This window comes from Bacillus sp. FF-1, assembly GCF_028548245.1.
GTDB lineage: Bacteria > Bacillota > Bacilli > Bacillales > Bacillaceae_G > Bacillus_A > Bacillus_A paranthracis.
The window spans coordinates 324,309-350,710 of sequence record NZ_JAQQGG010000002.1; the positions used below are offsets into that span (position 1 = coordinate 324,309).

General features: G+C 32.7%; 24 protein-coding genes, 5 pseudogenes and 1 riboswitch. Of the genes and pseudogenes, 23 read left to right on the forward strand and 6 right to left on the reverse strand.

All coding sequences use genetic code 11. From position 1 onward, the window contains the following. Positions 1-310 precede the first annotated feature (310 nt). From abc-f to PQF83_RS07075, 5 genes and pseudogenes are all read left to right on the forward strand, one after another. Positions 311-1,939 (forward strand): ribosomal protection-like ABC-F family protein, encoded by a 1,629-nt coding sequence (gene abc-f, locus PQF83_RS07055; protein ID WP_002163636.1) that lies wholly within the window; start codon positions 311-313, stop codon positions 1,937-1,939. 20 nt (positions 1,940-1,959) lie between these two features. Next, a pseudogene (locus PQF83_RS07060) lies at positions 1,960-2,058 on the forward strand (acetyltransferase); the annotation flags it as partial. Positions 2,059-2,340: 282 nt separating this feature from the next. Further along, entirely contained in the window at positions 2,341-3,111 is a 771-nt protein-coding gene (locus tag PQF83_RS07065) for an ABC transporter ATP-binding protein (protein WP_000511813.1), read from the forward strand. Beyond that, positions 3,086-5,011 (forward strand): ABC transporter permease, encoded by a 1,926-nt coding sequence (locus tag PQF83_RS07070; RefSeq protein WP_000144168.1) that lies wholly within the window; start codon positions 3,086-3,088, stop codon positions 5,009-5,011. Before PQF83_RS07065 ends, PQF83_RS07070 begins: the two co-directional genes overlap by 26 nt. Positions 5,012-5,078: 67 nt before the next feature. Then, positions 5,079-5,750, forward strand: coding sequence for a lipoprotein BA_5634 family protein (locus PQF83_RS07075; protein WP_002163634.1), 672 nt, complete (start codon positions 5,079-5,081; stop codon positions 5,748-5,750). Between the two features lie 76 nt (positions 5,751-5,826). Here PQF83_RS07075 and PQF83_RS07080 read toward each other — a convergent pair whose 3' ends face one another. After that, positions 5,827-6,168 carry a DUF3914 domain-containing protein gene (locus PQF83_RS07080; protein ID WP_001165503.1) on the reverse strand — a complete coding sequence of 114 codons (342 nt, stop codon included), beginning with the start codon at positions 6,166-6,168 and terminating at the stop codon, positions 5,827-5,829. Between the two features lie 254 nt (positions 6,169-6,422). On the opposite strand from PQF83_RS07080, the gene PQF83_RS07085 reads away from it, so the two are divergent. The 9 genes and pseudogenes from PQF83_RS07085 to PQF83_RS07120 all read left to right on the forward strand — a co-directional run. Continuing rightward, positions 6,423-7,664, forward strand: coding sequence for an esterase/lipase family protein (locus PQF83_RS07085; RefSeq protein ID WP_000517043.1), 1,242 nt, complete (start codon positions 6,423-6,425; stop codon positions 7,662-7,664). 87 nt (positions 7,665-7,751) lie between these two features. Continuing rightward, a complete protein-coding gene (locus PQF83_RS07090) occupies positions 7,752-8,795 on the forward strand; it encodes a homoserine dehydrogenase (protein WP_000695906.1) in 1,044 nt (347 codons plus the stop codon). A 121-nt stretch (positions 8,796-8,916) separates the two neighbouring features. After that, positions 8,917-10,350 carry a MocR-like pyridoxine biosynthesis transcription factor PdxR gene (pdxR, locus tag PQF83_RS07095; protein ID WP_000471615.1) on the forward strand — a complete coding sequence of 478 codons (1,434 nt, stop codon included), beginning with the start codon at positions 8,917-8,919 and terminating at the stop codon, positions 10,348-10,350. A gap of 171 nt (positions 10,351-10,521) precedes the next feature. Beyond that, complete coding sequence (gene ddlB, locus PQF83_RS07100; RefSeq protein WP_001219732.1) at positions 10,522-11,436, forward strand: D-alanine--D-alanine ligase; 915 nt, start codon at positions 10,522-10,524, stop codon at positions 11,434-11,436. 74 nt (positions 11,437-11,510) lie between these two features. After that, positions 11,511-11,616: riboswitch (TPP riboswitch) on the forward strand. A 123-nt stretch (positions 11,617-11,739) separates the two neighbouring features. Then, positions 11,740-12,429: a thiaminase II gene (gene tenA / locus PQF83_RS07105; protein WP_000144503.1), complete on the forward strand. Its 690-nt coding sequence runs from the start codon at positions 11,740-11,742 to the stop codon at positions 12,427-12,429. A gap of 212 nt (positions 12,430-12,641) precedes the next feature. Then, positions 12,642-12,812: pseudogene (locus PQF83_RS28555) on the forward strand (helix-turn-helix domain-containing protein); the annotation flags it as partial. Beyond that, positions 12,811-12,912 (forward strand): annotated as a pseudogene (locus tag PQF83_RS07110) (TenA family transcriptional regulator); the annotation flags it as partial. The pseudogenes PQF83_RS28555 and PQF83_RS07110, both read left to right, overlap by 2 nt. A 295-nt stretch (positions 12,913-13,207) precedes the next feature. Beyond that, a complete protein-coding gene (locus tag PQF83_RS07115) occupies positions 13,208-15,595 on the forward strand; it encodes an RNaseH domain-containing protein (protein ID WP_272792290.1) in 2,388 nt (795 codons plus the stop codon). Between the two features lie 92 nt (positions 15,596-15,687). Beyond that, positions 15,688-16,052: pseudogene (locus PQF83_RS07120) on the forward strand (N-acetylmuramoyl-L-alanine amidase C-terminal domain-containing protein); the annotation flags it as partial. Between the two features lie 69 nt (positions 16,053-16,121). Here the strand turns inward: PQF83_RS07120 and PQF83_RS07125 are convergent. From PQF83_RS07125 to PQF83_RS07140, 4 genes are all read right to left on the reverse strand, one after another. After that, a complete protein-coding gene (locus PQF83_RS07125) occupies positions 16,122-16,550 on the reverse strand; it encodes an SMI1/KNR4 family protein (RefSeq protein WP_001022908.1) in 429 nt (142 codons plus the stop codon). 123 nt (positions 16,551-16,673) lie between these two features. After that, on the reverse strand, positions 16,674-16,952 hold the full coding sequence (locus tag PQF83_RS07130) for a hypothetical protein (RefSeq protein WP_001997557.1): 279 nt from the start codon (positions 16,950-16,952) through the stop codon (positions 16,674-16,676). Positions 16,953-16,966: 14 nt separating this feature from the next. Next, positions 16,967-17,968, reverse strand: a complete 1,002-nt coding sequence (locus tag PQF83_RS07135; RefSeq protein WP_000249924.1) for a WXG100 family type VII secretion target — start codon at positions 17,966-17,968, stop codon at positions 16,967-16,969. Positions 17,969-18,151: 183 nt separating this feature from the next. Next, a complete protein-coding gene (locus PQF83_RS07140; protein WP_001997558.1) occupies positions 18,152-18,502 on the reverse strand; it encodes a hypothetical protein in 351 nt (116 codons plus the stop codon). Between the two features lie 189 nt (positions 18,503-18,691). Here PQF83_RS07140 and PQF83_RS07145 point away from each other — a divergent pair, with 189 nt between their 5' ends. The 6 genes and pseudogenes from PQF83_RS07145 to PQF83_RS07170 all read left to right on the forward strand — a co-directional run bounded on the left by PQF83_RS07145 (position 18,692) and on the right by PQF83_RS07170 (position 22,604). Next, entirely contained in the window at positions 18,692-19,882 is a 1,191-nt protein-coding gene (locus PQF83_RS07145; RefSeq protein ID WP_000571535.1) for an FtsK/SpoIIIE domain-containing protein, read from the forward strand. Between the two features lie 31 nt (positions 19,883-19,913). Beyond that, positions 19,914-20,442: pseudogene (locus tag PQF83_RS07150) on the forward strand (replication-relaxation family protein). Positions 20,443-20,553: 111 nt separating this feature from the next. Further along, positions 20,554-20,682: a hypothetical protein gene (locus tag PQF83_RS07155; protein WP_255256521.1), complete on the forward strand. Its 129-nt coding sequence runs from the start codon at positions 20,554-20,556 to the stop codon at positions 20,680-20,682. Between the two features lie 208 nt (positions 20,683-20,890). After that, positions 20,891-21,679 carry a DUF3959 family protein gene (locus PQF83_RS07160; RefSeq protein WP_272792291.1) on the forward strand — a complete coding sequence of 263 codons (789 nt, stop codon included), beginning with the start codon at positions 20,891-20,893 and terminating at the stop codon, positions 21,677-21,679. A 165-nt stretch (positions 21,680-21,844) separates the two neighbouring features. Then, entirely contained in the window at positions 21,845-22,261 is a 417-nt protein-coding gene (locus PQF83_RS07165) for a DUF3995 domain-containing protein (protein WP_000905587.1), read from the forward strand. 139 nt (positions 22,262-22,400) lie between these two features. Continuing rightward, on the forward strand, positions 22,401-22,604 hold the full coding sequence (locus tag PQF83_RS07170) for a hypothetical protein (RefSeq protein WP_000878365.1): 204 nt from the start codon (positions 22,401-22,403) through the stop codon (positions 22,602-22,604). Positions 22,605-22,872: 268 nt separating this feature from the next. Here PQF83_RS07170 and PQF83_RS07175 read toward each other — a convergent pair whose 3' ends face one another. Continuing rightward, positions 22,873-23,085, reverse strand: coding sequence for a hypothetical protein (locus PQF83_RS07175; protein ID WP_000416572.1), 213 nt, complete (start codon positions 23,083-23,085; stop codon positions 22,873-22,875). 189 nt (positions 23,086-23,274) lie between these two features. Here PQF83_RS07175 and PQF83_RS07180 point away from each other — a divergent pair, with 189 nt between their 5' ends. The 3 genes from PQF83_RS07180 to cypA all read left to right on the forward strand — a co-directional run bounded on the left by PQF83_RS07180 (position 23,275) and on the right by cypA (position 26,223). Next, a complete protein-coding gene (locus tag PQF83_RS07180; protein WP_000565723.1) occupies positions 23,275-24,279 on the forward strand; it encodes a DUF1835 domain-containing protein in 1,005 nt (334 codons plus the stop codon). A gap of 144 nt (positions 24,280-24,423) precedes the next feature. After that, positions 24,424-24,828 carry a hypothetical protein gene (locus tag PQF83_RS07185; RefSeq protein ID WP_000282686.1) on the forward strand — a complete coding sequence of 135 codons (405 nt, stop codon included), beginning with the start codon at positions 24,424-24,426 and terminating at the stop codon, positions 24,826-24,828. Positions 24,829-24,987: 159 nt separating this feature from the next. After that, entirely contained in the window at positions 24,988-26,223 is a 1,236-nt protein-coding gene (gene cypA, locus PQF83_RS07190; RefSeq protein ID WP_000062106.1) for a cytochrome P450, read from the forward strand. Positions 26,224-26,402: the final 179 nt, after the last annotated feature.

Genomic DNA, 26,402 nt, shown 5'->3' on the forward strand with positions numbered 1-26,402 from the left:
AAGAAAGCAATCTTTTTAACAGCACATATAATTACATTTACTCATACAGTACTAGTATGGTACAATATGGTTATTAACGACAGAAAGGAATGATGGGTGGACGATGATTAACTAATCTTATTTTTAAATGTTGAAATTCAATACATTTCAATTTCTAAAAAATAGGATTAGTCTGCCCAATTTCCATACAACGGTATTGCTATTTATGTTGCGCAATAGCTTATTTGGGTATAAATATTTTAACGACTAATCCTGCCAAATTTATTTGGGAGGATTTTTTTATTCTCCCTTAATGAAAGGGATCGGTATTATGAAAGAACTATTAAAATTAAATGATGTTTATGTTGAAATAAAGGAAAATATGTTGTTAGAGAAAATGAATGTGACAGTAAAACAAGGGGATGTTATCGGATTAATTGGTAAAAATGGTGCCGGTAAATCAACGTTACTTCAATTAATAAATGGGAAGATTGAACCTTCAAAAGGTACTGTTGAATGGCTGCAAATGAACATGACAACAGCATATGTTGAACAAGAAAAAGAATCTTTTGTTAGTAAGGATATAATTGCAAAAGAAGCAGAACTTCTTGCGAAATGGGGCGTGCCAACGAATGATTTTCTTACTTTAAGTGGTGGTGAAAAGCTAAAAGTTCGATTAGCAAAAGGATTTGCTGAAAATCCTAATGTCTTAATATTAGACGAACCGACAAATCATCTAGATGAGATGAGTACGGAATTTCTTATTAAACAAATAAAAAATATGAAAGGTACAGTTATCGTCGTATCGCATGATCGATATTTTTTAGATGTTGTCGCGACTAGAATATGGTCAATTGAGGATAAGAAATTAATTGATCATAGCGGGAATTATACGAGTTATATGAAAGCGCGTGAACATAAAAGAATGGCGCAGCAGCGTGAATATGAAAAACAACAAAAAAAGATAGAACAAGTAGAAACTCATATAAAAGAATTAAGCTCATGGTCACAAAAGGCACATGCGCAGTCCACAAAACAAGAAGGTGTGAAAGAGTTTTATCGTGTAAAGGCGAAGCGAATGGATGCGCAAGTAAAATCGAAACGAAAACGTCTTGAAAAAGAGCTTGAGAAAACGAAAGTTGAACGTGTGAAAGAAGATTATTCGGTTGAATTTTCTATTCAAGCGAGTAAAAAAGTAGGGAAACGTTTCTTAGAAGTAAAACAATTGCGGAAAGAATTTAATAATCGAATATTATTTGAAAACGTTAATTTTACAATTCAACACGGTGAGAAGATTGCGATTGTTGGACCAAACGGTAGCGGGAAAACAACTTTACTGAAGATGATTATGGGAAACGAAACTGCTGAAGGAGAAGTATGGATTTCACCTTCAGCAAACATCGGTTATTTAACACAAGAAGTATTTGATTTACCGCTGGAAAAAACACCAGAAGATTTATTTTTCAAAGAGACGTTTGAAGAAAGAGGAAAAGTCCAAAATTTAATGAAACATTTAGGGTTTGAATCTTCCCAATGGAAAGAGCCGATTCGATATATGAGTATGGGTGAACGAGTAAAATGTAAGCTAATGGCTTATATTTTAGATGAAAAAGATGTACTTATTTTAGATGAACCTACGAATCACCTTGATCTTCCTTCACGTGAACAGCTTGAAAATACATTAGCTGAGTATAACGGAACGCTCGTTATCGTTTCTCACGATCGATATTTTCTGGAGAAAACAACTAATACAAAGCTTGTGTTTGTAAACAATACAATACAAAAGCAGCTCGAAGAACCTACGAAAACAAGAGACGAAATCGAAGAGCTACGTTTAACATTAGAAACAGAAAGACAAGAAGTATTAGGTAAATTAAGCTTTTTAACTTCTAAAGATAAAGAATATAAAGCTCTGGATGAACGATTTATGGAACTTACGAAGCAGATTAAGGAGCTTTAATATAAGTAAGGGGGATTAACATGGAAGAAGATAGATTCACTAAGTTATTTAAAATAGATTGTGGAGATCTATACCTACAAGAGTTTACGATCAGTGATGCAGAGAGTATTTATCAAATACATTTCAATTAAAGGCGTAAGTTAAAAATATAACTTCGGGAAGGAAAAGACCATTATCGGTCTTTTCTTTTTCGTATAATAAAGATAGGAGATTGTATGTCCTACCACTATACAATTATTATAAGATAGTTATGCGTTAATTTTAATTTGTAAATAATGTTATTATCAGTTTTTTTAGAAATCTTACAAGCGTGTAAGATAAATGAAAGAAGAATCAATATGAACTGTAAGACAATTCATTTACACTCTGTTATGAGACGTGCAAATGAAGGGAGAATAGAAATGGGAATTTTACATGCGAAAAATATTAGTAAAGTATATAAAGGGAAAATACCTTTTAAAGCATTAGTAGATATTGATTTATCAATTCAAGAAGGTGAATTTATAGGGATCATGGGGCCATCTGGTAGCGGGAAAACAACGTTATTAAATATGGTATCTACTATTGACTCTCCAACATCGGGAGAAATAGTAATAAATGGTACGAATCCTTTCCAGTTATCATCTGAAGATTTGGCTTTATTCCGTAGAAAACAATTAGGATTTGTATTCCAATCATTTAATTTACTTAGTACGCTTACAGTGAAGGAAAATATCGTATTGCCGATGACATTAGATGGTGTTTCTGTGCAAGAAATGAACAAACGAGTAGAAGAAATTGCAGAGAAATTAAATATTACAGATATCTTGAATAAAAGAACGTTTGAAATTTCAGGGGGACAAGCTCAAAGAACAGCAATTGCTCGTGCAATTGTTCATAAGCCGCAATTATTACTTGCTGATGAACCGACCGGGAATTTAGATTCTAAATCTTCAAATGATGTAATGGAGATGCTGGATACGCTTAATAAGGAAGAAAAGGCAACGATGATGTTAGTTACACATGATCCGTATGCAGCTAGTTTTTGCAGCCGAGTAATCTTCATAAAAGATGGTCAACTGTATAACGAAATTTATCGTGGTGAAAGTCGGCAAACTTTTTATCAAAAGATTATGGATGTCCTTTCTTTGTTAGGAGGGAAAAGGCATGACTTTTCGTCAGTTCGCATTTAATAATATTTTTCGGAATAAGCGTACATATGCTGCTCATTTTTTAAGTAGTGCATTTTCTATTATGATTTTCTTTACATATGCCCTTTTATTATTTCATCCTGATTTACAAGGGGAATTAAAATCAACAAGTGCAACAATAAGTGCATATGGTACGATGGGATTTACAATTTCGCAAGGTTTGATTTTTGTATTTTCATTTTTCTTTATCCTATATTCAGTTAGTTCATTTTTAAAAACTCGTAAGAAAGAATTTGGCATATTAATGATGCAAGGTATGTCAATGAGACAATTTAAGAAATTATTATTAATTGAAAATATGTTGATTGGATTTGGTTCAATTTGTATAGGGATTTTCATTGGACTCATATTTTCTAAACTAGTCTTATTGATAAGCGCAAGTGTATTAATGATTAATAATGGTTTGCCTTTTTATACACCAGTGAAGGCTGTATTATTAACGATTATCACTTTTCTTTTCTTATTTTTCATTGTTTCACTATTTACATTTAAAATGGTAAAAATAACGGAACTTGTGGAACTTATTCGAGCAGAGGAAAAACCAAAACCTGAACCGAAATCTTCAATTTTATTATCACTACTTTCTTTAATTAGTATAGGATATGGATATTTCTTAGTATTTCGTTTCATTTCAAGTTCCAGTTTTACTACGCTCGGAATGGGTGTCCTACTAGTAATTATAGGAACGTACTTTTTATATACACAGTGTAGCGTGTATATATTACATCTTGCTAAAAGGAGAGAATCTTTCTTTTTAAAGAGAACAAATATATTAACGATTTCTGAATTAATTTACCGTATGAAAGATAATGCAACAATGTTTTTTATAGTTTCTATTGTTTCAGCAGTTGCATTTACAGCGATTGGTACAACAGCTGCAATTGGAAGTAAAGATTTAGTAAGGATGACAAATCCGTATACATTTTTATATGAGGATTTTGAAAACAATAAAGCATTAAATAAAAATCTTTCTATTATAAAAAAACATCTTGCTGATGCTAATATTCCATATCGAATGGCTTCAGCTTCATATATATACACAGAAAGTAATGTAATTGTAATGAAGTTAAGCGAATATAACGATCTTGCTAAAGCACTTGGATATCAACAAGAAACAATTGAAAATGAAGGTGAAACTTTATTAATTCCTGGAGTCGTATCACAAAAACACGAATTTAAAAATGGCGACTATAAAAAAAGTATAGAAGTCATTCAAGGTGAATGGACAAAGACATTTCAAGTGGAAAAAGCTGTAGAAAATTTAGTTTTACCACATGATACTAGAAAAATATATATCGCTGTTCAAGATCAAGTATATGATGGAATACCTATTACTAGTGATCCAAATAATATTCATATTCCATATCGTACTTACGGATTTGTTGTAGACGATTGGATAAAAACGAAGAGAATTTCAAACGAATTAATTAGTACATTCGCGAAAGAAGAAGGTAGTTTTCAATTTCGAGCTTTAACTCTAGATTTGTTAAGTGCGAAGCAAACGAATGGACTATTACTTATGGCAAGTGTTTTAGTCGGAATCGTCTTCTTTACATTCGCTGCTAGTTTTATCTATTTCCGATTATATACGGATTTGGATCGTGATCAACAGCAATATAAAATGATTTCGAAAATGGGATTAGGTAAACGCGAGCTAAAGAAAGTTGTAACGAGACAGTTATTATTAATGTTCTTCTTACCGATTATCATTGCAGTGATACATACCGTAGTCGCTTATATGGCATTACAACAATTACTCGATTTTTCTATTATGAATAGTTCTATCGTAATTTTAATTTCATTTATTTGTATACAAGTTTTATATTTCTTTATAACCCGTTGGCGTTACCTGCAAAAGCTTTATAAGGTTATGGAACAATAGAGTTTATTAGCTTGTAAGACTATATGAAAGTATGTGAAAAATCAACTGTATGATGAAAGGAAACGCGATGAAAAGAACTCTAACTATTTTTATGTTAACGATACTACTATTAATAAGTTTTAGTGCATGTTCTAAAAAGGAGAATCTATTTCCTGCAAACGGTATATTAATCATTGGAGATGAAAATAAAATTTCACCAATTATTAATCGTTATCAGGAAATTACGAAAGAAAATGAAGTATTTTCTGTAAAAAAAGGTAAAGTTGGAAACGGACAGGTATTAATTTTAAATGAGTCTACAGCACAAGCATTGATTAAAGCTAAAGTTTTTCGTGAACGAGACAATGGCTCTAATTATATACCTGTAAATACGTTACCGAAATTCCCAAAAGAGGGTTCGCTACTGTTTGCGCAAGACGACGAAAAGACTTTGAAAAGTATTAAACTAGAAGGGAAAGAGATTCCTGTCATATACAATAGTGACGCTTGGATAGGTAACAAGCGTATTTATCCAACACAATGGTATGTGATTGTAGCAAAAAATAGCGTATATAAGGAAATAAAAGCAAATGAAACAAAAATGCATCTTCTTCAATTTAAAAAATCTATAGGTGACGAAAAACCTAAAATGTCGACAGATAATACAATGATTAATGAAAATGTCAAAGTAAAAAAGCTAATTAAAGGTTTGGAAGGAGAAGTATCTTTTCAGTTTGTAACGATTGGAGAAAAATCTTAAAAAAGAGTTCGAGCTTGATAGAAACTTTATCAAGCTTGAACTCTTTTTAGTTTATAGACTATTTATATAAAAAAGATTACATTACTTCATTTAATCGAGTCTCGTTTGTTTCCTCAATCGCATTAGTATTTTGAGTCGAATTATTTTGAGCTTCTTTTTCTTTACGAACTTTTTGTAGCATTTCAAGGATGATCCATAAAGGAACACCTTTATCTTTTAGCATCTTCCATAAATCTAATTCATTAAATTTATGCTCTGGCTGTTTCATTTCTTTTTCGGATGAACGAATATCGAACTTGATGGGATCATTTACTTTCTTACTTTCAAGTTTAGTAGAAGAGATAGTATTATGCTCAAGATTAGATGGAGTTATTTTAGTAGGTTGAGACAATGTATGAATATTTGATCCGATTTGCATGATTTTTCCTCCTTTTGAAGCAATGAGATTAGTTTTCTTATGGTTTTTAAATCTTTTTAACATGAGGAAACTATATCTAATTATAAATTCAAATAAACAGATTTACAAGATGTATTGTAAAAAGTAAATATTTATCAACATTTGTATATGTTTTCTATATATACAACGTATATAAAATACTTTACATTATGTTTAAGTTATTAAAGCATGCTGTAAATTTAAAAAATGTAAACGTTTTATTAGGGGGAGGAAGTATGGGGAAGTTATTTTTAAAAATATGTTTTTTTGCATTGATGACTGTATGTTCATTCGCCACGAAAGTAATATACGCTGAAGAGAGTCAACAAAATAATTATCCGATCATTTTAGTAAACGGATTTGCCGGATGGGGTAGAGAGGAAATGCTAGGGGTTAAATATTGGGGTGGTGTTCATGATATACAGGAAGATTTGAAACGCAATGGTTATACAGTTCATACCGCAGCCGTTGGGCCAGTTTCTAGTAATTGGGATCGTGCATGTGAATTATATGCCCAAATTAACGGTGGAACAGTAGACTACGGTGCCGCACACGCTGAGAAACATGGACATAATCGTTTTGGAAGAACTTATAATGGTTTCACGCAGAGTTGGAGTGAAACAAATAAAGTACATTTAGTTGGACATAGCATGGGTGGACAAACAATTAGAACATTGGTACAGATATTAAAAGAAGGCAGTTATGAAGAAAAAAATTATGTAAAAAATCACCCAAACACCAAAATATCACCACTATTTGAGGGCGAGAAATCATATGTTCATAGTGTTACAACATTAGCAACTCCTCACAACGGTACAACACTTGCGGATGGTAGTCTTCTACTACCGTTCGTTAAAGATTTACTCATTACAGCTGCAAGTTTTGGAGGAAACGATAATTTATCACTATATGATTTTAAATTGGATCAATGGGGGTTAAAGAAGAATGCTGGAGAGTCCTCTTTACAATATACTGATCGTATTCTAAATAGTTCAATTTGGAAAAATACAAAAGATATAAGTCAATGGGATTTAAGTACAGATGGTGCAAAGGAGTTAAATAATTGGGTAAAGACGCAACCAAATGTGTATTACTTATCCTATAGTGGACATGCATCACAAGCAGCACCTATAACAGGTTTACATTTGCCTCATATAACAATGAATAAGGTGTTAATGGGGAATGCATTTTTCTTAGGTTCCTATGCAAGGTATGAAGAAAATCGTCCATTAATTGATACTACTTGGTGGCAAAATGATGGTGTAGTAAATACAAATTCTATGATTGCACCATCATCTCATGCTACTGTAAATAATAACGAGTCATTACAGATTGGGAAATGGAATCATATCGAAACGAAAGCAAATTGGGACCATCTCGACATGGTAGGATTAAGTGTTTCGGACACGTTAGGTTTTTCTAGCATTCAAGAGTTTTATAGAGCAATTGCTGAAAAGTTATCACGTTTACCGAAATAGATAGTAATAAAGCGCTCTCGATGGAATTCGAGGGCGCTTTATATTATATTGAAAGAGGGCTTTGGTAGAAAAATATGGGGGGATATTATGAAAATTAAAGTTGTACTATCAGGATATGGAACAGTAGGAAAAGAGTTTATAAAATTATTAAACGAAAAATATTTATATATAAATGAAACGTATGGAATAGATTTAGTGGTAAGCGGTGTATTAGGCAGAAATGTTGCAATACATAATGAAGATGGAGTATCTATTCATCATTTATTAAGATATGGTGGCGGTAGCTGTGCAATTGAAAAGTATATAGAATATCATCCGAAGGAACGTGCAACAGATAACATAAGTGGTACAGTGCTGGTAGAATCAACAGTTACAAACCTTAAAGATGGAAATCCAGGGAAACAATATATAAAACAAGCGATTGAGAAACAAATGGATATAGTAGCAATTTCAAAAGGTGCGCTTGTTACAAACTGGAGAGAAATAAATGAAGCAGCAAAAATTGCGAATGTACGAATTCGATATAGTGGTGCAACTGCGGCCGCATTACCTACACTTGATATTGGTCAATTTAGTTTAGCTGGTTGCCATATTGAAAAAATAGAAGGAATATTAAACGGGACAACAAATTATATTCTGACGAAAATGAATGAGGAAAATATTACGTTTGAAGAAGCACTGAAAGAAGCGCAACGTAAAGGAATTGCTGAAACGAACCCAATATTAGATGTAAGTGGTTCTGATAGTGCGTGTAAATTGTTACTTTTGACAAACAGTTTAATGGGAACAGAGCATATGCTTACAGATATACATATAAAAGGAATTGAACATGTTACAAAACAACAAATTCGAAATGCTAAGGAACAAAATAAATTTATTAAATTAATTGCATCAGCATATAAAGATGAGGATGGCAATGTAAATTTAAATGTTGAACCGTGCAAAATAGATAAAGATCATCCGCTAGCAAATGTAAATGGGACAGAAAAAGGGATTACGTTCTTTACAGATACGATGGGCCAAGTTACTACAATTGGTGGTGCATCAAATCCACGCGGAGCCGCAGCAGCAGCTTTAAAAGATATAATTAATTTATATCGTAAAGATTTGTCACGTATTAACGGGGAGTAAAGTTACTAATTGATTAAAGTTTCACTTTATAAAACCGTACCGCCCTTTATAAAAAATACATATGTAGTGGACCTTTTAAGAATGAAATAATTATGCAAAAATGATTGCAGGGGGTAAGGAATTGTTTAAAGATTTTAAAGTTGTGAAAGATCGTCCCGTTTATATTCAATTAAAAGATTATTTAAAGAAGATGATTATGAAAGGGCATTTGCTCGGGGATCAAAAAATTCCTTCAACAAGGGAACTAAGTGAATTACTTAGTGTAAGCAGAAACACTGTACTCGCTGCTTATGCAGATTTAGAGCAAGAAGGGCTCATTTATGCAGTTAAAGGAAAAGGGAATTTTGTTGCGAAGGTTGATATATCGAACACTTCGTCTGTTGAAATAGATTGGAAAAATAAACTTAATACAGTTACTTTATTAGCGGATGAATTAGATTTAATGAAACATGGTGTTCGTTGGGAAAAAGAAATGATTGTTTTTAACAGTATTGCTCCGGACGAAAAGCTATTTGATGTGGAAAATTTCAAAAGAGCTTTTCTTACTCGTATGTCCATTGAAGGTGATGTCGTATTAAATTACGGATACGCAAAAGGCTATAGACCGTTAATGAAATATCTACTTCATTATATGGAAATGAAAGGTGTAGATATTTCGAACAAAGATATTTTAATTACAAATGGATTTACTGAAGGGTTAGATATTGTTCTATCCTCGTTATCAAAGAAATCAGGTCGAGTTATTTGTGAGAATCCAACTCACCATGCTGCGCTGAAGCTATTCCGCTTACATGGCCTTGAAGTTCATGGTATTGATATGAATGAAGATGGTATTGATACGAATCAAGTTGAAAAAAGCTTGCGTGAAAAAGAGTTTGATTTTGCGTATTTAATTCCTTCCTATCATAATCCAACCGGCATTGTGACGAGTTCAGAGAAAAGAACGGAACTGATGAGATTATTTTCAAAATATAAGATTCCTATTATAGAAGATGGATTTAATGAAGAGTTACGTTATTCAGGTTCACATTTAGCACCATTATTAACTTTTGCTGGTGCTGGTAATAATGTGATTTATATTAGTAGCTTTTCAAAGGTACTTTTCCCTGGCTTGCGTGTAGGTTGGATCATTGCAGATAAAGAACTAATTCATTATTTAGAAAGTGTGAAAAGAGCAAGAACTATTCACACATCTACTTTAGATCAAGCTGTCCTATTTCAATATTTACATGAAGGATATTTTGAAAAATATTTAAAAAAGGCAAGGTCTGTTTATAAGAAAAAATATGAGTTAGCTGTTGGGGCGTGTAACGAGTACATTCCGTTTCAAAGAATGACCGGTGATGGTGGACTTCATTTATTTATAGAGTTAGAAGAAAAAATTCATGCCCGCACACTTTTGCAAAAGTGTTATGAGCAAGGGGTTACTTTTTCTCCTGGAGATGTGTTTTATTCTGATGGAGGAGGAGCGAACACGTTTCGATTAGGATTTTCACGTTTGAAAGAAGAAGAAATAGTTCGGGGAATCAAAATAATCGGTGATACAATAAAGTGAAACTTTAATCAGTGGGGGGGTGTTCATTCCCCACTGATTATTAGCCCTCACCAATCGGGCTTTTACGGGCAGTTGATCCCCCACCTAACTGCATTGCTTCCGCTGAATTTTGAGGTGGGGGTCTTACTGCTCGTTAATGCGGGATAAAAAACGAAATTTGGAGTTGAGGAAATGAGAATTGGCGTTATTATGGGAGGAGTATCCTCTGAAAAACAAGTATCCATTATGACTGGAAATGAAATGATTGCAAATTTAGATAAAAATAAATATGAAATTGTCCCAATTACATTAAATGAAAAAATGGATTTAATCGAAAAAGCGAAAGACATTGATTTTGCGCTGCTCGCATTACACGGAAAATACGGAGAAGATGGAACTGTTCAAGGAACGCTTGAAAGTTTAGGTATTCCTTATAGCGGAAGTAATATGTTATCTAGTGGTATATGTATGGACAAAAACATGTCAAAAAAGATTTTACGTTATGAAGGAATAGAAACACCAGATTGGATTGAACTTACAAAAATGGAGGATCTAAATGTTGATGAATTAGATAAGTTAGGATTTCCATTAGTGGTAAAACCAAACTCTGGTGGTTCGAGTGTGGGGGTAAAGATTGTCTATGATAAAGACGAACTAATTTCAATGCTGGAAACTGTGTTCGAATGGGATTCTGAAGTAGTAATAGAAAAGTATATTAAAGGTGATGAGATTACATGTTCCATTTTTGATGGAAAACAGTTACCTATCATTTCAATTCGACATGCGGCTGAGTTCTTTGATTACAATGCGAAATATGATGATACTAGTACAATTGAAGAAGTTATTGAACTTCCAGCTGAACTTAAGGAACGTGTAAACAAAGCGTCACTGGCTTGCTATAAAGCATTAAAATGCAGCGTTTATGCAAGGGTGGATATGATGGTGAAGGATGGTATTCCATATGTAATGGAGATTAATACATTACCAGGGATGACGCAAGCGAGTTTACTACCAAAAAGTGCAGCTGCAGCGGGAATTGAATATAGTAAACTATTAGATATGATTATTGAAACTTCATTAAGAGTAAGAAAAGACGAAGGATTTTAAGTAGTGGTATCATGAATAACTTTTGACAGTTACATGAAGTATGTTATGATGAATACAATACGAAAATTAAATATTTTATCCACTAGGGGGGCCTATTATAGGCTGAGATCAAATTGGAATTTGAGACTCTTAGTACCTGATCTGGTTAATGCCAGCGTAGGGAAGTGGGAAAGACATTGCTGTTTCATGTATAAATACTGTCAATTTCACTTTCTTTACGCCTGTAAAGAAAGTTTTTTTGTTTTACAGATTTAATAATGGTGGGTAAATACTTAAATTTCATACATAATTGGAGGGATTTACATGACTTTTTCACAATCATTACGTAAAGAAGTAGACTCAATTTGGGAAGCTAGTTTTCATCATCCTTTTGTAAAAAAACTTGGTGAAGGAACGTTAAATTTAGCTAGTTTTCGCTATTATGTGCTTCAAGATTCGTATTATTTAAGTCACTTTGCTAGAGTACAAACTTTAGGAGCTGCAAAAGCACTAGAATTAGAAACGACAGCTCGTATGGCACACCATGCTCAAAATACATATGAAGCGGAATTATCTTTACATGAGAATTTTGCGAAGAAATTAGGGATAACACAAGAAGAAAAAGATAATTTTATCCCTGCTCCAACTGCATATGCGTACACTTCACATATGTATCGTGCTGCGTATGAAGGACATTTAGGCGATATTATTGCAGCAATTTTACCTTGCTATTGGTTGTATTATGAAATTGGTGAGCGTTTAAAAGAGTGTAAGCCAGAAGAGCCGATTTATAACGAATGGATTTCTGCTTATGGATCTGATTGGTTCCGAACATTAGTTGAAGAGCAAATTACAAGGTTAGATACTATCGCTGAACAAGTAACAGAGGCAGACCGTAAACGAATGAAACAACATTTTATTATTAGCAGTCAATATGAATATTCATTTTGGGAAATGGCTTATACTTTAGAAAAGTGGCCGATAAGTACAGAAGAGAAAAACGTAATAGGGTAAAGAGAAGAGGTATTGCTATTTACAGGTATGAATCATACTTATGTATATGATTTAACAAAAGAAGTATCGTAAAAAGACGCATCAATCTAAGTGCGTCTTTTTTTAATTTGACGAATTGTATTATTAAGTGCGACACCTAAAAAAACAAAAAACTCACCTCGCTTCGTGTAAAGTAGAAGTTACCACCCCACTTACTTACACGGAGGACGAGTATGGGCTATTCCCATGTTACTACGTTTGAATGTGGATAACTAGAAGCACTTCATAAATTAGGTCATTCAACGAGAGAAATTGGTGCCATTCTGAAGCGACATCACTCCTCTATTGCACGAGAATTAAAAAGAAACGTACAGAAAGATGGTACGTACCGCAGTGAAATAGCATTTTATTATTAGCAGTCAATATGAATATTCATTTTGGGAAATGACTTATACATTAGAGAAGTGGTCAGTGAATAAAGAAGCGAAAAAGGTAATAGGATAGTGAAAAGAGGATTTGATATACATATGTATGGTCAATACCTCTTTTATAATCTTTTGTAAAATTATTGTAAATCCCAAATACAATACGTGACTAATATTATATAATCTTAATATATTATATTTATTATATAAAAGGAGGGATATGTATGAAAATTTCTTTTAACTTTTATCAGAGTCATGTCATTAATATATAAGTCGGATAAGCAGTATTTGCTTCTCTTTTAAATAATTAAATTATGTGATGATACTTTAGTTTTTTGAGATCAAGAAAAATGAAGAAAGGAAGTAATCATTTTATGGAAAAATTAAAGTTGTTAACATTTGAAAATATAGTAGAACCTCTTTTAAACGAAAGCGTATCATTTATATATTTTCCTATTGAATGGCTCGATATTGTAGAGATACATTATAAGACATTTTTATTAACGAGTAAGTTGAAACAATTGAATGAAAGGTTATATGATATGTTTTCTGATATATTATTTATTCAGCATAATCCATATGTACTAAATGAAAATACACCATGGATTGTAAGTAAAGAACCTATTAGAAAAGAACAACTTGATTATATTTTTCAAAGTTGGTATGAGATTATTCATGATTGGAAACCTAATAAATTAATAGGATCGCCAAAATATGAATGGCATTACGATTTAATTTCTAATTTAACAGTACTACATGATAAGGAAGTATATTCTAAATGGGTGCCCGCTTTAATTTCACATATTTTTTGTGAACGTCCTGTACAATTAGAAAATATAAATGAAGAAGATATATATTTTTCTCCTCTTAGATCACAAAATATTTGTGAGGCGATGTCAGAGCCTATTAAAGATGAAAAAACACAAGACTATTTCGCCTATGTATTTCGGTTCGAATATATAACGCGCGGAGGAGAGAACATTCCATTATTAAATGTTTCAATAGGAATTCGGAGATTTTATCAAGAATATAACCATCCAGACATCCCTTTGCTATTAAGACGAAAACGGGGCATGATATTAATTTCTACTCCAGAATTTGCATTGAATAATAAGAAATTACGATTTGTAAAACTAAAAGTTCAGCAGGCTACAAACGGCATCAAATGGATTAAGATATTTAGAAATTTAAAAGATGATTTTCGTATAGGTGGAGAAGTTGAATTAGATCATATTCTTCAATATCCGAAAGATTATATGCTAGGAGCAAATCTTAGGGTACTTCTTCCATACAATGAGAGAATATATAAAGTTCAAGGTACTAAAATAAGATCTGGTATAAAAGCAAAAGAAAGAGAGTATCTATTTAAAGGGTTTCAGCAAAAATTTTCTTATTTCACATTACTACCAGAATGTAAAAAGATTGAAACAGGCAATAGGAAAGAAGTATTCCCTTTAATTGCACCAAAAGGATTAGAGACTATAACGCTAGAAATATGGTCTGAAAAAATATCGCTGGAAGTAGAACAAGCATTATTTGAAAGTGAAATGGTGTTAGCTCAAATCAGTGAGTCATCATATATATTAAATGCAGATTCTCCAGTGTTGTTAAAAATAGTAAGATGTAATATTGAAAAAGTATTGCAAAATCCATATAAGATGCAATATTGCCAGAAGTATAAAACGAATTTAGTAGAGGATGTTATGAAAGCGGTTTATGCTACTGCAGGTAAGCGTAATGATGCGACATTGGCGTTAATTGCAATGAAAAATTGTGATGGACGTGAAAAAATTGATCCAAAGCAAATTGTTAGAGAAGGATTTGCACGAACAAACCGTATTTCAGCATTTATTAATTTATTTATAGGCCAAAGTGTGTCTCGTAAAACGATTATAAATGGTATTTTGAGTTTATTAGAACAAAAAGGATTTTTAAAACGTAGTTGGAATAAGATAAATTTACCTTGTACATATGTTAATTTATCAATTGAACGAATCTCGAAATTTGATTTCTTACCCATTTTTTCAAAAATAAAAGGAAAAGAAATTTCATATAAATTATATGGGAATATAGAGTGGCAAACGATTGATCGTTTATTATTAAATGTAGATAAACATAACACTTTTTTACCGCAGCCTTCAAAAAGAAATGATATGGGCATTCAATTTAAACAATTTGTTTCTGAAACATTAGCGGAAATTTTACAACCTGCAAAAGAGCAAAATGAGCAAGTATACTTCATTATAGATGCGAATGTAAGAAAACATTGGATAAAAGAGTTACAAAATGAAAAAATTGATATAGATACTTTCCCTGACATTGTTCCAGATGTGCTAAAGGTTCCAAACTTAAATGCTGTAAGAATAAATACATCTTTTGATGTACCCAAATACGGTGTGATAGAATGTGATGACGTATTAGATAGTACGAGTTTATATATAGATCAAAAGGGAATATATTATAGCACTGGTGAGTATCTGTGTAATGATAGTGAAACATTGCATCGATATATACTTGAAATATTACCTCTAGGTGTAAAAGCTGTTGAAAGGAACTATATTGCCAAAATGGTACATTACATGTGCTGTAATTCAAGTATGCTTTTGGAAAAGAATATACACATGCCATATTCCATGCATATGGCGAAAGTAATAAAGAGCTATATGACGGATATAGATGCAAGAGAGTTTAAAGAGTTTGATGATGAATTGGATGTAGATATTATAAAAATAGAAAAGAAAGATTCAATTATTCTACTTTAAATAATAATAGACAAATCCATGGAGGATATGAGAGCCGGCATATAAGCCTTTATCGATGAGTTATACTGTTGAGGTGCTAAGAAAGTTGGTAATATGTTGGTAATAAGCCAGCATATCCTTGCGATTTTTGGCGTACATGGAAACAGGAAATGTACCTGGTATCGGTAATTGTGATTTAAATCAATTGATAGGAGGAAAGCTGCTTTCTTGGTTTACTGGAGCAGTGCAAGAGCAAGTTCAAACAACTAAACTAAATATCATCCAATCAGGAGCATTTTCAAGAGAGTATATTGAAGATGTTATGGGAGCATTGACATCGTTAAAAATGACAGCTAAGTTCATTTTACAACCTGATGGATTAGCATATTTTATTTCTGATCCAACTTCAGATGCTCAATTAAATGCGATGAAGGAGTACCTTGATCGTAGAGATTGGTGGTATGAGTATTTGAAGTAAAACAAAAGGATAGCTTAATCAAAAATAACAGCCGACTCGATATAAATGATTCGGCTGTTATTTTATTAACTATGACAACAATTCCTCTACTCCGACACCATCTATTAACAATGCTTTTAATGAAGGAGCTATTTTAATTGCTTCTTCAATATCTAAATCTCCAAAATCCACTGTATATAATCCGAATCCTTCTTTTCCATCTCCATATAATAATGCTTTTCCGCCTTCATCATCACCGATTGCCAGTGAATTTGGTATATATTTTTGAATATCATGTGCTTTATTCATCTCTATGCAATCAGTAGGGCCCCAAATACGTATGTAAAGTTCATTTTGTACATTAATCTCTGCGTTTGTACAATTTTGGATTACTTCTAAATAATCTAATGGTACATCTATTGATGAGAACTTTTGTAATTCTTGAATGGCCTCTTTACTCGCTGGTGATTCCTGAGCTTCTAAAGTGAAGGAATCGTTTAATTTTTCTAGAATATTCATTAATGATCAATCCTTTCATACTCTTGGGTGGTATGAAGTTAAGTGAGATTTACTATGTAATAGCAAATGAAACCTATGTATATGTGAAGTGAAAAAGGTTCTCTTAACTGAGAACCTTTTTATTTATCTCCAACGCCATTCTATTTCATTTGAATCAAAGTAGACGGCAGGTATTCCAATTCCCTCTAATTGATTATTTTTAGATACAAACCAATTATTTTCATCCAATAGGATTGGATTTACATCATCTAAAGGCGGATTATTTTCATCTACCATTTTGTTAAGAAACTCTTTGAAATCAGAAATGTTATTAGTGAAATTAATATTTCCATACATCCAAAAACCATCACCATTTACATTTGAAATGTCTCCTAAATGTATATCTTTAAAGTATAGTTTCATAGCGAATATCCCTCTCATTTCTTAATGTTAAAATATTTACTAGGAATTTCTCCTCTAATAAGGTATTCAGTATCTCTTTTAGTCCAATTTAAAGCGAGATTTTTCCAGTGATCTGTAGTGGCGGAATCTTGCTTTATTAAACGCTCTATTTGCTTAGGGCTTAAAATAGCAACATCTTTTACTTCACCGTCCCTAATCCCCTTTCTTAGAGCAGGTAAATCAATATCAATAATATTTTTACCATAATTACTTGCAACCTCAGGTTTTATCGAGAAACTAGTATAAGGACTATTATGTTTTGCTCCTCTGCGATATCCACCTAAGATATGTTCAGTTACAGTTACTTGTCGGCCTTTATACATCCCTTCTTTATTTGCTGGGATTAGGTTTCCGTTCTCACCAATATGTGGTTTACCGATACCATTTGGTCTTGTTGCTGCTTTTAAGTAATCTTCTCCTCGTAAAAGGTTTTTACTTTCTATTGCAGCATGCGTCATCTTAACGCCTTTTCCCACTTTAGCAAGTTTCCCGACTGGTGTAAGACCAGCTACTGCCATCCCACCCGCAAAGATTCTATCCCAGGTTGATAGTTTTTCACCAGTAGATGGATCAACACCATCCCACGCTCTTTTAATATCATACTCACCACTTATTTCACCGGCTATATCTCGAGCTAGTTTACCGCCATCAAAACCTTTTTCTTCAGAGGAAGGTTTACCACACATTGCACCTTCTTCCATTGTAACATCTTGATTATCTGCATTGCGGAATTTTTCAGCAATCCGTTTCAAGTCTTCTTCTACTTTTACAAGTGAATTGATAGATGTAAAAGCTTTTGGTCTCGCATCATTGAACATTTGAATGAACTGTTGATTAGAGGCACCAATCCACTGAAAACACAATTGATCTATTTCGTTACATAAATTATTATGTATAGATTCTAATGCGATTCTGGTATTATTTGCACGATTAGCCACTTCTTCTAGCATTTCAGGTGTTACTTTGATTTGAACCATTTTTTTCCTCCCTTTCCCAATTAAAATTATGAGATAAAAAGAAAAAAATGTAAATACGGAAATTTTAGATTAGTATAATAATATTTATGTGAACTAAAATCTGCTTAATTGTAAATAAAGCGTATGTGTATGTGAAATAAAAAAGAGCCGTCCTGTTGGGCGGCTCTTTTTTATTTCTATCAATTATTTTCTTTTAACACTTATGTCTATTCTTTCATAACCATTTGATGCAGGCATTGTGCCTAACTCCATTTTGTAGTTACCCTTATCTAAATATGCGTGATAATCTCGCTCCCCTGAATTTTTGAAAGGCAATGCAACAATATCGTTAATTTCTTTATCTAGATTTAAATCTGGATTTATTAAAGTAATCCAATTTTTTGCTAACTCTACAGTAGCTTTATCAATTATAAATGTAATCATGAAATCATTTTCATTCTCACCTACTAAATAGAGTTGCCCTTGTCCATAATCATAAATCTTTCCTAAATTAGGATTAGAGGAAAGTAATTCTACCCTTTCACCATCGCCCATCTGGCCGCCGCTGATATATACGCTTTCGTATTTGAAATCTTCATTATAATTCTTGTTTATTTTAGTAATTAGATTTTGAGCTTCTTTAGATACAGATTTTAGTAGCAACGGTGAACTGTTTATCCAGCTACTACTGTCGTAATGAAATTCACTTGTAATCATAGAGCTTGGGAGATCAAACGGTGGTAATTGATTGAATTATTACTCGTTCCAGCTGCAGGTTTGACAGTGGCATTATTCGGTGAAAAGTTCAAAAGTAAAAATGATGATAAGAGAAAAATACAGGTGTTTTTTGAGGTGGCTGGAATTGCGATTAAAAGAAATAATGAAGACAAATTGCAATATCCAAAGTTCCAAAAACAAATTGATGATGATCGTAGTACGACTTATGTATATACTTTACCGCTTGGTATGCCGAGTAAAATCATACAGAAGGTTGAGGATGTAGTTTCAGAAGGGCTAAATAAACCAGTACGTATCCAGTACGATAATTATAAATTGAACATCCGTGTGTTCCGTAGAGAAATACCGAAGAACTGGTCATGGTCAATGGATTTAGTAACGAAAGGGAAATGGCGTATTCCAGTTGGCCAGAGTTTAGAAACAATTGTTTATCATGATTTCGATGAAACACCGCATATGGCTGTAGGGGGATTAATTCGTATGGGGAAAACAGTCTTCCTTAAAAATATGTTCGCTTCCTTATCATTAGCAAATCCTGATCATGCTCATTTTTATTTGATTGATTTAAAAGAAGAAGGACTTGAATTTAGTGAATATAAAAAACTGAAACAAGTCGAACAAATCGTAGAAACTTCAGAGCAAGCACACGGCATGCTGCTGAAAGTGATGGAAAAAATGCATGAACGTGGGAAGTACATGAAAGAACGTGGTATCAAGAATATTGTTCACACGAAAGAAAAGGACCGGTATTTCATTGTAGTGGATGAAGGAGCAGTACTTGCACCTGCAAAAGGGCTACCGAGAGCTCATAATAAAATGCTGGAAGAGTGCCAATACATGATTAGTCATATTGCGCGTGTTGGAGGGGCACTTGGGTTTCGTATTGTCTTCTGTACGCAATATCCTACAGGAGATACATTGCCAAGGGTAGTAAAACAGATGGCGAACGCGAAACTCGGCTTCCGTTTACCGACTCGTACCGCATCAGAGGTTGTAATCGATCAGTCCGGATTAGAACAACTACCATCTATTCCAGGAAGAGCTATATATATGAAGGAAAGCTTCACCGTACTGCAAGTGCCGTATATCGATGACATAGTTATGTGGAAACATCTAAAAGAATATGAGGTGGAAAAACATGAACATCCAGAGCCATATGAAAATCAACCGTCAGATGGCGATACTTGCGACGATTAGGAAGCTTCAGTTTGCAACGAGAAGACATTTAATGAGTGTGCATAATATGGGTGGTATACGTAATGCAAACCGTATTTTGGGATTTAAAACCATACGTGAGTAAAACCATGCAAGGGAAAGAATATGTGTATTATCTCAATAACGAAGGGCACGCGATGTTTGGTGATGATGGTAAGGTTGTTTCGAGAGGGAAGCTTGCGCATGCGTTATTACGGAATGAAGCGTGGTTACATTTATTTTGTCCAGATAACTGGCAGATTGAAACGGATATACGTTATATAAAGAATAAAGAGAAAAAGAAAATAGTTCCGGATGTGAAGTTTCGGGATGAAGAAAATATACTTCATGCAGTTGAGGTAGATCGCTCGCAGAAAATGAAAGTGAATGAAGAGAAGATAAAAAAATATGAAGAGTTTACCCAAATTTATAAACAGAAGCATAACGGGAAAATGCCAGTGATTCATTTTTTTACAGTGACGAAATATAGAGAAAAGAAATTGGAAGAGTTAGCTGCTAAATATGATGTTCTTGCGAAGGTGTATGTAATAGAAGAAATATAAAAAAGTGCTAACAAGTTTGCAAACGAACTTGCTAACACCTATTCGGAATAGACGTAAATTATCGCTGATATGTCGTCTTTGAAAATAGCTTTAGTTAATGAAATCACACTTATGCGAAATGCTTATAAAATCATTCGTGATATGACGGATATAGATGCAAGAGAGTTTAAAGAGTTTGATGATGAATTGGATGTAGATATTATAAAAATAGAAAAGAAAGATTCAATTATTCTAATTTAAATAATAATAGACAAATCCTGTTCATTATATAGGTCAGGATTTGTCATTTTTTCATGTAAATAAGGATATCTTTTGTCATGTATCTTCTCTTTTACATATTTACTTTATTTCCATACAGGATTAAGATGTTTTTTAGAAATAAAAAACTACATCATATGGAAAAGCAATATGTATTAACTCAAAAGAAATTTGAAAGGAATGAGGAATTGTGAAGAAATTAGATGTGCTATTAATGCTATTGAGCGGCCTCTTTCCAGTTGCAGGAATTTTAAAGCAAATCCCGCTAGAACAATCTTTATATATTGGAGGCCTTTTATTTTTTACTAGTTTCGGTAGTTATTTTGCGAAAAAAATATATTCACGTATATGTAGTTGGATAGCGTATGCACCATTTATTACACTATTGTTAGTCATTTGGCATCAAGATATTTCAACTAGTTCAATAATAGCGAATGCGAAAATTGCCGCTTGTATCGCTTTAATTCCATGTTTATTTCGTTTTCGTACATATGGACTTACTTTCGGTTTATTCGCATTATGGGCCGCTTTAATATGGGATATGAAAGAAGTACAGTCGTTAGTCATACTTGAACGTATGTCTAGTTTAATGACAAGCAATTTCAAATATATCATGCTTTTAGTTGGTGGACTGATATTAGGTGGATTACTTGCGATGTTAATTCACCGCAGAGAGAAAAATGATAATAAAGAAAATATAAATCTATTTAAACAAAAAAAGAAACAGAAAAAATTATCCTTTAAGATTCCACTTCCAAGATTACCGAAATTTAGGATGCAATTATTTAAGTTTGGTGGAAAAGTATCAAAACGAAAAACGCCAGAAAAAATACGTGAGCATAATTACGAAGAACCGGCTCCAGCTGCAACATATGAACTGAAAGAGCAAATACATCAATATAAAGAAGGTACTGTTCAAGGACAAACAAGGATGGAACGTCGTAGAAATAGGTATAGTATAATGCATAAGAAACTTTAGTAAGCCTTTAATGAGTTATCATTGAAGGCTTTTTTGTAATTACATATTGATTGCTAATGAGAAATGTATCCCGCTTTAATGGGCAGTAAGACCCCCACTGATTAAAGTTTCACTTTATAGCATACCTTAAAGTTAAGGAGTTAAATAAAATAATGGGAGGACAAAATGCTTATTATTACATATATTTCTGTCTGTATATTATTTTTAGTTAGCTTTTTACATGTTTACTGGGCTTTTGGAGGTAAGTGGGCGACAAATAGTGTTATTCCAACAAAAATGGGAAAAAAGGCGTTTACACCAGGTGCAGGAATGACATTGCTCATTGCGTTATTATTAAGTATGGCAGCGATGATTTTATTACAACAAACAAATATTGTTCATTTTGCATTTCCTAATATTATTGTTCGAGTGGGATCCTGGGTGTGTATGATTGTATTTTTCATAAGAGTAATTGGTGAGTTTCATTATTTTGGTATTTTTAAGCGAAAAAAAGATACCCAATTTGCTAGAATGGATACTGCTTTATATATACTACTTTGTGTATTTTTATCTTTATCATTCTTATTAGCAATTATAGCGTGAACATAAAATAGTGGTTGTTTTCTTCAAAATAATATAAACGTGAATTGGCAAATGTAAAAGTGAAAAATCTAGGAGTAAATAAAAGGATGTAAGTGCCTTTTTACCGAATTATAGATTATTATGAAAGGCGGGTGACACTATGAAGTACGTAAAAGTCAGTATGAATGGTGGAAGTGAACACAAATTCTCGATGACTTTAGCTCGGTTTGAAGAACTTATTACTACAGAGAATGGGCTACTAGAAAATAAATTAGTTAGTATTGAAAATGTAATGATTAATCCTACTAATATATCTTCTGTAGTTGAAAAAATCGGTGTACCTGCTAAATTTATGGAAGCTTAAAAATGTGTACATAAAAAACATCCAGGAGGATGTTTTTTTATGTATATGATAATTGTACAATGGATATATGAAGTAGCTAGATATGATATTTAATATATGCACAATAAAATAAGTACAAGCATATAGTAAATAGTAGGACAAGATCTTCGTGTCCGAATCAATACTCAGAAAAAACCTCTAATCACTTTAGGGCTTCCAATAGCAGGGTGCCCTTATTTTTTATGAAAAATGTAGCTCTACAACGGTTTCATTTCAATTATAGCTTTCTTTAACTTTTGATTTTAAATTTATCTTTTACGTTAATAAATATTAAAAATAAAATGACAGCAATTATTAAATTAGACAAATAGAAATTTTGATGAAACAGTAGTTCAAAGGTAACATCAAGTGTATATAATAAAGCAGCAGCAGGTAATATACAAATAAATATAAATCTCCAATTTTTTAGATAATATTTATAATTAGTAAATACTTTTTCCATACATATAGCTCCTATATTTTTTATTTTCTATATAATTATACATTTAAATTAAAGGATTTACAAAATGTTTAGTAATTTTAGCCGTAGCAATCTGTGTAATACATGATTTGACCAAAAAGCTTTTAAAGAATGATTATAAAGTGATACACTATAATCTACGTTATTTATGAAATGAATAGAGGGAATTATATGATAGATAAAATCAAAAATGTTGTAGAGGATATGTACGAAGATGAAGCAAAACATTTACTTCAAAGCATTCTAATTCAGTTAAATTTATTAGAAGAAAACTATAGTGAAGATACTATTAAAAATTTAATGGATATTCCTAATCAACTACTGAGTAATACATCTTATAAAAGAAATGTAAAAGAAAGCTCACACATTCATATTGCATTTGATGATTCAACAGCTGGATGTTTAAAGCATATGCTAAGTCAAGAAGAACGATTGGAAGAGATGGTTATTGCTTTTTCTGAATTCTTTTCAATTGGGCCGATACACAAGTTACATATGAATAAGTGGCAACTAGCAAGACAGGAATGGTTAGTAAACAACTTAAATGCTTATGAAAATTATTTTGAAGAAGAGTATTTACCAAGGTTTTTAGAAACTATGAAAGAACTATACGCTATTCCTAGTGAAACGCCTATTACAATTTGGAAAGCCGATAACGCACATGAACATGTAGGTCTATGTTTTGTAATGGCGCAATTAAAAGATAAGAAAAGTATTCGCGTTATGAATACATCTGAAGCAAGTAAAGAAATATTAAAACTAGAGTATGTTATTCGTGGAACAGGAGAGTTACCACCTGAAAGTTTAGCTCTAATTCAAAAAAGTTTTGTAAAATTGCCGTATTTAACTGTAGAGAATCGGATGCAGTTTGAACATGAGTGGGATAGTCTCTCGAAAAGTACGGGATTTTTAAGAGTTTGGACAGACAATGAAGTGCGTTCTGTACAAGAAAATTATTTTGATCAATTTATTATTGAATGTGCGAAAAGTATAGGTGCTGATCAAGAATTCCTAAAAGCTCCTAGAGTAATTGGTGAAGCACTTGGTCTTGTAGAGCAATCAGTTGGCGATACGTTTTTAGAATATCGCTTAAAGGAATTAATTAAACAAGAAGTATTTGAATTTGAAGGTTCATTAGATGAAATGCGTTTCTATAGTGTGAAATTAAGAAAATAATACATCTATTCCGTTTATGAAGAAGCTCGTATTTTTAAAATACGAGCTTTATTTTTTGTTGAATTTAGGCTATACATAAGCTTCCCAGAGAGGGCATATCACATATGAATGGTAAAGGTAATGAAAAGAAGGTGATTTATTAATATGTATAACCAACAAAATTATCCATATGATCAAGCGATGTATTATAATCCACAAAACTACGGGTATGAACCTACAAATGAAGTGAGAGATATTGAACAAGAAGATTACAGACCAGATGATGCGGAAGATGCTCCAACGTCACCACCTCCGTCACAAGCGCCGTCGTTACCGTCTACATTTGCTTCTCCTGCACAACCAGGTAATATGAAATCTTGGATGTGTAACTGTCTAGGAAGATGGGGCTATTTACGCTTACATCGTCCTGGTCCTTTCGGAAGGGATTTATGGTTCTTCCCGACCGAAGTGAGAAGAAATGGAGTATCAGGTTACACGTGGCAAGGTGGTCGTCGTCGTAAAATAAGTTATCGCTATCAACAAATTAGTAATTTCATGTGCTTCGCATAAAGAAAAGTGAGAGAGTAGAAAGATTTTACTCCCTCACTTTTTTATTTTTCAATATACGAAGTAAGGTTTTGATTAAAAAGTTACAATTTTCACGTTTTTATTAGCGTATAATGCATATGTTGGTTGTTTTTTTTAAACAAATGAGAGTGAGGGAATACAATGTCAATGAAAAATAAAGTTGGGCTAAGAATAGAGGATGGCATCAATTTAGCTTCAGCTCAGTTTAAAGAAGATGCATATGAAATTTATAAAGAATCTCGTAAAATGCAACCTATCTTATTTGTGAATAAAACTGAATTAGGTGCAGAGTGGCTTATTACAAGATATGAAGATGCTTTGCCGCTTTTAAAAGACAGTCGCTTAAAAAAAGATCCGGCCAATGTATTTTCTCAAGATACATTAAATGTGTTTCTTACTGTTGACAATAGTGATCATTTAACGACGCACATGTTAAATTCAGATCCACCTAACCACAATCGTCTGCGATCACTTGTGCAAAAAGTTTTCACACCGAAGATGATTGCACAACTGGAAGGAAGAATTCAGGATATTGCAGATGATTTATTGAACGAAGTTGAGCGGAAAGGTTCATTAAACCTTGTGGATGATTATTCATTTCCTTTACCAATCATTGTAATAAGTGAAATGCTCGGCATTCCAAAAGAAGATCAAGCGAAATTTAGAATTTGGTCGCATGCTGTCATTGCTTATCCAGAAACACCAGAAGAAATAAAAGAAACTGAAAAGCAACTATCTGAGTTTATTACATACCTTCAATATTTAGTTGATATGAAACGAAAAGAACCGAAAGAGGACTTGGTTAGTGCTTTAATACTTGCAGAAAGTGAAGGACATAAACTTAACGCTCGGGAACTATATTCAATGATAATGTTACTAATTGTTGCAGGGCATGAGACAACGGTAAATTTAATAACAAATACGGTATTAGCACTTCTTGAAAATCCGGATCAATTACAGTTATTAAAAGAAAATCCAAAGTTAATTGATGCAGCAATTGAGGAAGGATTACGATATTATTCTCCGGTTGAGGTTACAACTTCAAGATGGGCAGATGAACCTTTTCAAATTCACGATCAAACAATTGAAAAAGGAGATATGGTTGTCATTGCCTTAGCTTCTGCAAACCGTGATGAAACAGTATTTGAGAATCCGGAAGTATACGATATTACTCGCGAGAACAATCGCCATATTGCCTTTGGACATGGTAGCCATTTTTGCCTAGGCGCTCCACTTGCTAGGTTGGAAGCAAAAATTGCTATTACTACTTTGTTTGAGAGAATGCCAAAACTACAAATAAAAGGGAATCGTGAAGACATTAAATGGCAAGGTAATTATTTAATGCGTTCTTTAGAGGAATTACCATTAACATTCTAGAATATTTATTGTAAGACATGCATACATAGAAAATGATTTACATAGAGTATGTATGTGTAATTTAAATTCGAAACGGAAGGGTGAAAACATCCCAATGATCAACTAATTCTATTTGTAAGAGATCTTCGTTAAAAAACGAAATATTCTTCTGAATAGGATTAGTCTGTACATTTATAGAA